Below are 7,582 nucleotides of genomic sequence, written 5' to 3'. Positions count from 1 at the left end.
AGCTCAAACAGGAGGGTTAATTGGACCTGTTGAGCTGAGCGTGCCCCATCCAATGATTGGCCGGATGCTTTCTGTGAGCCATCCTGGACAGTTGTGGTCCCCCACCCCCATCGGCGAATGGTACGTGATTACTCGGCTAGAGAAGTTTGTACCCGCACAGTTTGATGAGTCCATGCGGCAGCGCCTCTTGGATGAGCTTTTTAAAAAATGGCTCCAAGAAACTACGCAGTCTACAGCCGTCGAACCCCTTTTAGATTGAGGCATCAGCTGCTTACGCACGCAGAGTTCGTATTAAATTATGACTTATACCGCTAGTCCTATCCATCAACAGCTAAGCGACACTAGGCCTTTTGACCAGTTGCCTGCAAAGGTGCTACAGGATTTGGCTGACAACAGCCAACTGTTACGCTATCGCATGGGTCAGCCCATCCTCAGACGGGAAACCATGCCGCATCAGGTTGTCCTCATTAAAGAAGGACAGGTGCGCCTGCTGGGATACGACCCCTATACTAAAAATCCAATTACGCTAAAACTCTTGGGTCCAGGAGATATTTTGGGTCTGGCAGGCCCAGCTCGTGGGGTCGCCTGTGAGAGTGCGATCGCATCCACTGAAATTGTGGCCGTGGCGATCCCTGTGGCCGCTATTAAACAGCTGGTTCATGACCATCCCAACTTTGGCAACGCCATCCAAAACCATTGCTATTTGGCAGAGCTATTTGAAATCCTCAGCAAATACTTTGAGAAGCAGGCCCATAATGCCGGTGACATAGCTGAGCTTACGGCAAACATTCAAGCGTCAGGTGTTTCCGTTAAAGAAGTCCCCGCCGGTCCCTTAAAGCACAGCGACCTTGACGGCCAAAATCTTTGGTTCATTAGTCGGGGCAACGTTGCCTTCCATGAGCAGGGTGGCCAGTTGAGCCCCACCATGGCCTCAACCGAAGTGCAAAGTGCCAATGGTGCTCGTCTGCTGGGGATTCCCCATGCCATGATTGCGGCCCAGGTTGAAACCAAGGCAGCAGAAATCGTCGAAGATGATCCCTGGGAGGCTGAAACAACGGCTACAGCGATTCCCTACGCCGATGCGCTCCCCCAAGACCTGGGTCCAGAAACAGAGCCCAGCCGCCGCAATCAGACCTATCCCCACATTCGCGCTCGTGGCGAAATCGACGCCTTAATTGCATGCTTTGAAATGTTGTCCAAACATTTTGGCATGCCCTTTAAAAAAGATGTGGTACGCCGAGTCCTGGTTAACCAAAAGGCTCGTTTGGGTCAGGTGTCACTAGCATCCTGCGGAGCCGTGGCTGACATGTTGGGCCTAAAACCCCAGTTGGCTAAGGTACCCGCCAGTGCCATTGGACGACTGCCAAAGTTAGCGCTGATCAAGTGGCGCGATAGCTACGCCCTGCTATATGAAACCTCAGCGAAGAAATACGTCATCGGCTGCCCTGAAGATCGGGAAATCGTCCACCATTCTCCCCAGGCCTTTGAGGAAATTTGGGGGCAAGAGGGGGAAGTACTGCTGCTAGAAACCACGGCCCAAACACCCCAGCAGCGTTTTGGTCTGTCCTGGTTTGCCCCCTCCCTACAGAAGTACAAGTGGATTTTGATCGAGGTCCTAGCCGCCTCATTCTTCTATCAAATCTTTGGACTGGCTAATCCCCTGATGATTCAGGTGATTATTGACCGGGTAATTGTGCAGCAAAGTGTCGATACGCTCCATGTGCTGGGAATTTTCCTGGTGATTGTGGCAGTGTTCGAGGCGATTCTAGGCAGTCTGCGCACCTATCTGTTTGTCGATACCACTAACCGGATCGACATGACCCTGGCATCCCAAACCATTGATCACTTACTGAGGTTGCCACTCAAATACTTTGACCGGCGGCCTGTGGGTGAACTGTCCAGCCGTGTTAACGAGTTGGAAAATATCCGGCAGTTTCTCACCGGTACCGCCCTAACCGTAGTGTTGGATGCGGTTTTCTCCGTGGTCTACATCATCGTGATGCTGATCTACAGCATCAAGCTGACGGTGGTGTCCCTGGCGACCATTCCTCTATTTTTAGGTCTTACGTTTTTTGTTTCACCCATTGTGCGCCGTCAGCTACGGGCTAAGGCAGAGCAAAATGCTAAGACCCAATCGTTCTTGGTGGAGGCGCTATCGGGTATTCAAACGGTTAAGGCCCAAAACATTGAGCTCAACACCCGTTGGAAATGGCAGGATCGCTACAGCCGTTATGTCAGCGATGGCTTTAAGACGGTACTCACATCCACCACTGCCAGCTCAGCCAGTAACTTCCTCAATAAAATTTCGGGTTTGCTCGTCCTCTGGTTTGGTGCATTTTTGGTGCTCGAAGGTGATTTGACCCTGGGTGAATTAATCGCCTTCCGAATCATTGCAGGCTATGTAACCCAGCCCCTGCTCCGCCTGACTCAGCTATGGCAGAACTTCCAAGAAACTGCCTTGTCCCTGGAGCGTTTGAGCGACATTATCGATCATCCCCAGGAGCAAGAGGAAGAGCAGCGTAGCCAGATTCCCATGCCGGATATCAAAGGCCATGTTCGCTATGAGAATCTCTCCTTCCGATTCGGTGCATCGGGTCCGCTCCAGCTATCTAATATTAATGTGGAGTTTCCGGTGGGGCAGTTTGTCGGCTTAGTGGGTCAGAGTGGTTCGGGTAAAAGTACCATGATGAAACTACTGCCCAGACTTTATGAACCTAACTCAGGCCGGATCTTGATTGATAACTACGACATCAATAAGGTTGAGCTGTATTCGTTGCGTCGGCAGGTGGGTATTGTGCCCCAGGATAGTCTGCTGTTTGAGGGCACCATCCAGGAAAATATTGCCCTGACAAATCCGGAAGCCACTACCGAAGAAGTGATTCAAGTGGCCAAGATTGCCTGCTGCCATGATTTCATTATGGGTCTACCGGTGGGATACAACACTCGGGTGGGTGAGCGGGGGTCTTCCTTATCGGGGGGACAGCGGCAGCGGATTGCGATCGCACGCACAATTCTGCAAAATCCCCGTCTATTAATTTTGGACGAGGCCACCAGTGCCCTGGACTATGACACCGAGGCCCAGGTCTCCACTAACCTGATGAAATGGTCTAAAGGCCGTACAGTCTTCTTTATCACCCACCGACTAGGGGCGTTACGGACAGCCGATAACATCCTAGTCATGGACCAGGGCTCTATCGTTGAAGAAGGTACCCACAACGAGCTTCTTGCTCTCAAAGGGCGCTACTACTGTCTACACCAGCAACAAGGGAACGGTTAGTTAAATGACATCTCAACAAATACCCAACAGCGGTGTCCCGAATGCTCCCAGCAGTCAGGCCCAGCCTTTTGATCAGCCCGTTATCTTACGTCAATCGCCCCTGTGGTCACGGGCAATTGTGTGGGCCATCCTTGGTGTCACCAGCATCAGTGTACTCTGGGCCTTTTTAGCCAAGGTAGAAGAAACCATTCCCGCCCAAGGCAAGTTAGAACCCGTGGGTGTGGTGCAGCCCGTACAAACCCCCAGCGGTGGGGTCATCGAAACAATTCACGTAAAAGAAGGTGACCTGGTAGAAAAAGGTGATGTGCTCATTACCTTCAACCAATCAGCGGCCAAAGCTGAACTAGATTCTTTATTACGCATTCGTGGCTACCTCGCCGACCAAACTGAAATTTATCGGTCCCAGAATGGCAATGGTAATGGAGAAGCAGTCAGTGGCATGACAGCGAACGATCTACAGCAGCGACTAGAAGAAAGAAATCAGCTAGAAGCTAGCAATCGTATCTATCAAGCTCAAATTGATGGCGATACCAGTGGTTTATCCGCCGAGGCTGCGGCAGACGTTAGCAGTGCCATCGGGGAATCCCAAGCACGGCAAACCCAAAACCAAGAGCAAATTAAAGACCTCAAAGCTCGTCTCAGCCAGGCTCGTTCCGAACTGGTTAACGCTGAAAATGACTTGGACACGAACGAAGAAATTCTCAGCCGATTACAGTGGCTAGAAAAAGAAGGAGCCGTAGCCGAACTAAGCCGATTGCAACAAGAGCAGGAAGTCAGCACTCGAATTACCCGAGTCAGTACTCTCAAAGATGAAATTAGCCGTCTTGATGCCCAAATTAATCAAGCTGAAGCCGAAATTGAGCGGGCCGAGTTCGAATTTGAGCGCAGCCGCCGCGATCAGATCCGCAATAACCGCGAGCGGATTTCATCGATTGACAGTGATTTAGGGCAAACCGTCTTGCAAAACGAGACCCAGCGTCAGGAGCTAGGCAGCCGCATTGCCCAACTGGAAGAGCAACTACAGTTCCGCGAACTGACGGCTCCTGTCAGTGGTGAGGTATTTAATTTAAAAGCCAACCAACCAGGGTATGCGGCCAATTCAACCGAGCCGATTCTAGAAATTGTTCCTCAAGATAACCTGACTGCCCGCGTCTTTATCCCCAATAAGGACATTGGCTTTGTACAGTTGACGGATGATTGCCGTACCGCCGTCCGGGCAGAAGACCAAGCCGGGATCGAAGCTGAATGCAAGCCAGTGGATGTCAGAATCGATGCCTTTACCTACAGCGAATATGGCGACATTGACGGCCACTTGGTCAGTATCGGCTCAGATGCTTTACCTCCTGATGAAATATATCCGTTCTACCGATTCCCAGCTGAGATTCAGCTTAAGTCCCAGGTATTGGAATCCAGAGGTGAGACCTATACGCTACGGTCTGGCATGTCGCTCAATGTCAATATTAAGACCGAGAAGCGCACGGTGATCTCGTTCTTTACAGACTTGTTTGTGCGCAAGAAGGATAGCTTCTTCTCGAAGTAAGCAATGATCGATTTTGTCTATCTCTAGGTCGTTTGGCTGCATAAAGATAGTCCCTACTGGTAAGGTCTCCCGTAGGATTTTAGCCCTCATCCTAAATCCTTCTCCCCCAGGGAGAAGGACTTTGAGGAGTACTCAGGAAAAGGTGACTCTTCTCTTTTCGGGGCATTGTCTTTTTGGGGCACTGTCTTGCGACTACCGCAGTACCCGGCACAAAATACCGTAAATCACAGCTGCAGTCACAATTCCATTGACTGGACCAATGCCTATACCAGCATTACCCGTCACGTAGGCCACAATAGACCCGATTACATAGGCGATCACACCGGTCCAGTTAAAGGCAGGTAAACGGGATGACAGCTTAGGAAAACGGCCCCCATGGCGCAGCCAGAAGTCCACCATAATGATGCCGCCTACGGGGGGAATCACAGTACCCAGAAAAATCAGATATTGGGGTAATAGCTCGTAAATACCAGAAAGAGTAAAGGCCAGTGCTAATGTTGCCCCACCCAGTACAAACCCATGACGTTTGCGAGTGCGGAACATATTGGCCCCTGCCACTGAAAAGGCATAGATGGTGTTGTCTTGAGTGGTCCAAACGTTAAGGATTAAAAGAATCACACCGCCTGCCAAAATGCCCTGGGTCGCCATCGCCTTGATCAAATCTTCTGACCCATAGACCAGGGTGCAAAATGCGCCTGCAAACACCAAAATGCCATTGACCACCATAAAGGCGCTCAATGTGGAAATGATGGCACTTTTACCAGAATCAGCAAAGCGGCTCCAGTTAGTGGATTGGGTTCCCCCTGAGATAAAGGTGCCAATGACTATGGCTAAGGCAGCTCCCATATTAATCTCACCCGTAGGCTCAGGGAGAGTGCCATTAAAGTCTCTAAATGCTAGAAACAAGCTAATGGCTACCAAGATCAACATGGCAGGCACAGCTAATCGACTCAGCCAGTCAATGGCTCGATAGCCTACATAGGCAGTGGCACAAAAGGCATAGTTAAAAAAAAATACCAGCACCATATACAGAAAGCCCTGGTTCGGGACCCCCAACAGCTCTAATAACACCTGCACCACAATGGCCGTGGTAAAGGCATACCAGCCAATCTGGGTAAAGCCCATAATGAAATCTACCCAGCGAGAGCCCACGTTACCAAAGCTAAACCGGGCCATAAGTACCGTGGTCAGACCGCTTTGGGAAGCAATGTAGCCCAGTGCTGCACAATAGCAGCCGAGAATCAGGTTGCCAATGATAATGATGGTCATCAGCTGCGGGACACTAAATGCCGGTCCGAGGGCACCCCCTGCAAACAGAGTGGTCGATGTCAGGGCAAATCCCATCAGCAATAAGCACAGCGACCAAAAAGGTTTACGTGCTGTTTTAGGTACCGCACTGAGCGGATAGTCCTCGGCCACCGAGGTTTCGAGTACATTCGGTTCTGTAGATAGAGACATTAAGTTACCTCACCAGTAGAGCGTGAAGGTGTTTCTAGTTAGTCTCTATTCATACGGGTTTTTACGGATTTAGATAGTATCCATTGCAACGATCTATGGAATACACCTAATTACATCCCCTAACCCAGCATCTGCCTCCAATTCAGGCAGTAGTGGGTATGGATTACGGAGCCAATTGGACTTTGTTGAGCCATCTGATGCAACAGAGTCAGATGAAACGCTTGAGGTTGTATCTTTTTGGCGCTGATAGTAGACGGCCCGAGCCTGAGGGCCAAAGATAATTTCATCCTCGTTTTGCAGATCATGGGACTCGAGCTTACGGCCATTGACTAGCATGCCGTTAGCACTGGCTCTACCCTGGAGGTTGCCATCTAAAATTCGATAAAACAAACTCCCATCTTCCTTAGGAAGCTGAACTAAGGTGGCATGGTGTCGACTAACAAACTGTGACGTTAAGCGAACATCGCATTTAGTATCACGCCCGAGAGAGTAGAGAGAATCATCAAGAACAATCTCTCTTCGGCCTTGATTATCTTCAACGATAAGAATACTGGAGAGACAACTGGATTTCATTAATCTTTAATGGTAATGATTAAACTCTTATAAGAAGTAATTTTCCTAATGCGATCGGGCATTAGAAACTACTGAATAGGTCTAGTTTTACAACTATTTCGCCCGTCTCCCCCGTAATAGTCTTTGGCTTTGGAGAAGCTTTAACAAAAATGTAGTCTTGCCCTAGTTTGATAGACAGAATCAATGAATTTGATGAACAGAATCAATGAAATAGAGCGATCGCAACTGCTGCTGCCATCACCCCCAACATCAAGCTATGACTTGAAATAAATAGCACCCATAAGCAGGTGGCTGCCATCAACACCCGTTGTAGCCAATGGACCTTAGACAGTGCCGGTATCTTTGAATAGTTCCATGGCGGACTGTATTCAGAAATGAGTCGCTTTTCTAGGGTGCGTGCAGCTTGCTTGGGCAATGGCAAATAGTGCAGGCTAGGACGCCCGAGTTTATCGGCTTGAGCAAACCGATGATGTCCTTTACCCCGCCATCTTCGATTTAGATTACTGGAAAAGCCAATGTAGTAAATTTTCTTCTGTTTAATGACCGCATAAACACCTGATGTCTGAGGCAAACTGCGTCGCTCCTCTAGCAGTACAGAGGCCCAACGCCGTGGGTGAGGGTGCGCTCTCATTCAGTAGGGATTTAAACGGCAACCCCCATTTTAGTATCTTAGTATCATCAAAAAATGGTCTAAGGGCTCCTATCTGAGACCCCTAGACCATTTTCATCAGCAG

The 7,582-nt window shown here is 49.7% G+C and carries 6 protein-coding genes; 3 read left to right on the top strand and 3 right to left on the bottom strand.

Features of this window, described 5'->3' with window-relative positions; translation table 11 throughout:
• The 3 genes from DXZ20_RS14720 to DXZ20_RS14710 form a co-directional block, all read left to right on the top strand.
• Nucleotides 1–259: peptidylprolyl isomerase (locus DXZ20_RS14720; RefSeq protein WP_431732076.1), on the top strand; the 259-nt coding region annotated here is incomplete at its 5' end.
• Between the two features lie 39 nt (nucleotides 260–298).
• Nucleotides 299–3,277 (top strand): peptidase domain-containing ABC transporter, encoded by a 2,979-nt coding sequence (locus DXZ20_RS14715; RefSeq protein WP_163698934.1) that lies wholly within the window; start codon nucleotides 299–301, stop codon nucleotides 3,275–3,277.
• A gap of 4 nt (nucleotides 3,278–3,281) precedes the next feature.
• Nucleotides 3,282–4,817, top strand: coding sequence for a beta-barrel domain-containing protein (locus DXZ20_RS14710; RefSeq protein ID WP_163659641.1), 1,536 nt, complete (start codon nucleotides 3,282–3,284; stop codon nucleotides 4,815–4,817).
• 192 nt (nucleotides 4,818–5,009) lie between these two features.
• On the opposite strand, the gene codB is transcribed toward DXZ20_RS14710, so the two are convergent.
• The 3 genes from codB to DXZ20_RS14695 form a co-directional block, all read right to left on the bottom strand.
• Nucleotides 5,010–6,275 (bottom strand): cytosine permease, encoded by a 1,266-nt coding sequence (gene codB / locus DXZ20_RS14705; protein WP_163698932.1) that lies wholly within the window; start codon nucleotides 6,273–6,275, stop codon nucleotides 5,010–5,012.
• A 93-nt stretch (nucleotides 6,276–6,368) separates the two neighbouring features.
• Nucleotides 6,369–6,848 carry an FHA domain-containing protein gene (locus tag DXZ20_RS14700; RefSeq protein WP_163698930.1) on the bottom strand — a complete coding sequence of 160 codons (480 nt, stop codon included), beginning with the start codon at nucleotides 6,846–6,848 and terminating at the stop codon, nucleotides 6,369–6,371.
• A gap of 202 nt (nucleotides 6,849–7,050) precedes the next feature.
• Nucleotides 7,051–7,479, bottom strand: coding sequence for a GIY-YIG nuclease family protein (locus tag DXZ20_RS14695; protein WP_163698928.1), 429 nt, complete (start codon nucleotides 7,477–7,479; stop codon nucleotides 7,051–7,053).
• Between the last annotated feature and the right edge of the window lie 103 nt (nucleotides 7,480–7,582).

This window comes from Adonisia turfae CCMR0081 (assembly GCF_011009555.1).
GTDB classification, from domain to species: Bacteria; Cyanobacteriota; Cyanobacteriia; order Phormidesmidales; family Phormidesmidaceae; genus Leptothoe; species Leptothoe turfae.
This window is presented reverse-complemented; position numbering and strand designations above follow the sequence as displayed.

What these genes read in the sequence shown, in the direction of transcription:
- DXZ20_RS14715 (WP_163698934.1), top strand. Translation starts at nt 299, where the DNA reads ATGACTTATACCGCTAGTCCTATCCATCAACAGCTAAGCGACACTAGG.
- DXZ20_RS14710 (WP_163659641.1), top strand. Translation starts at nt 3,282, where the DNA reads ATGACATCTCAACAAATACCCAACAGCGGTGTCCCGAATGCTCCCAGC.
- codB (WP_163698932.1), bottom strand. Translation starts at nt 6,275, where the DNA reads ATGTCTCTATCTACAGAACCGAATGTACTCGAAACCTCGGTGGCCGAG.
- DXZ20_RS14700 (WP_163698930.1), bottom strand. Translation starts at nt 6,848, where the DNA reads ATGAAATCCAGTTGTCTCTCCAGTATTCTTATCGTTGAAGATAATCAA.
- DXZ20_RS14695 (WP_163698928.1), bottom strand. Translation starts at nt 7,479, where the DNA reads ATGAGAGCGCACCCTCACCCACGGCGTTGGGCCTCTGTACTGCTAGAG.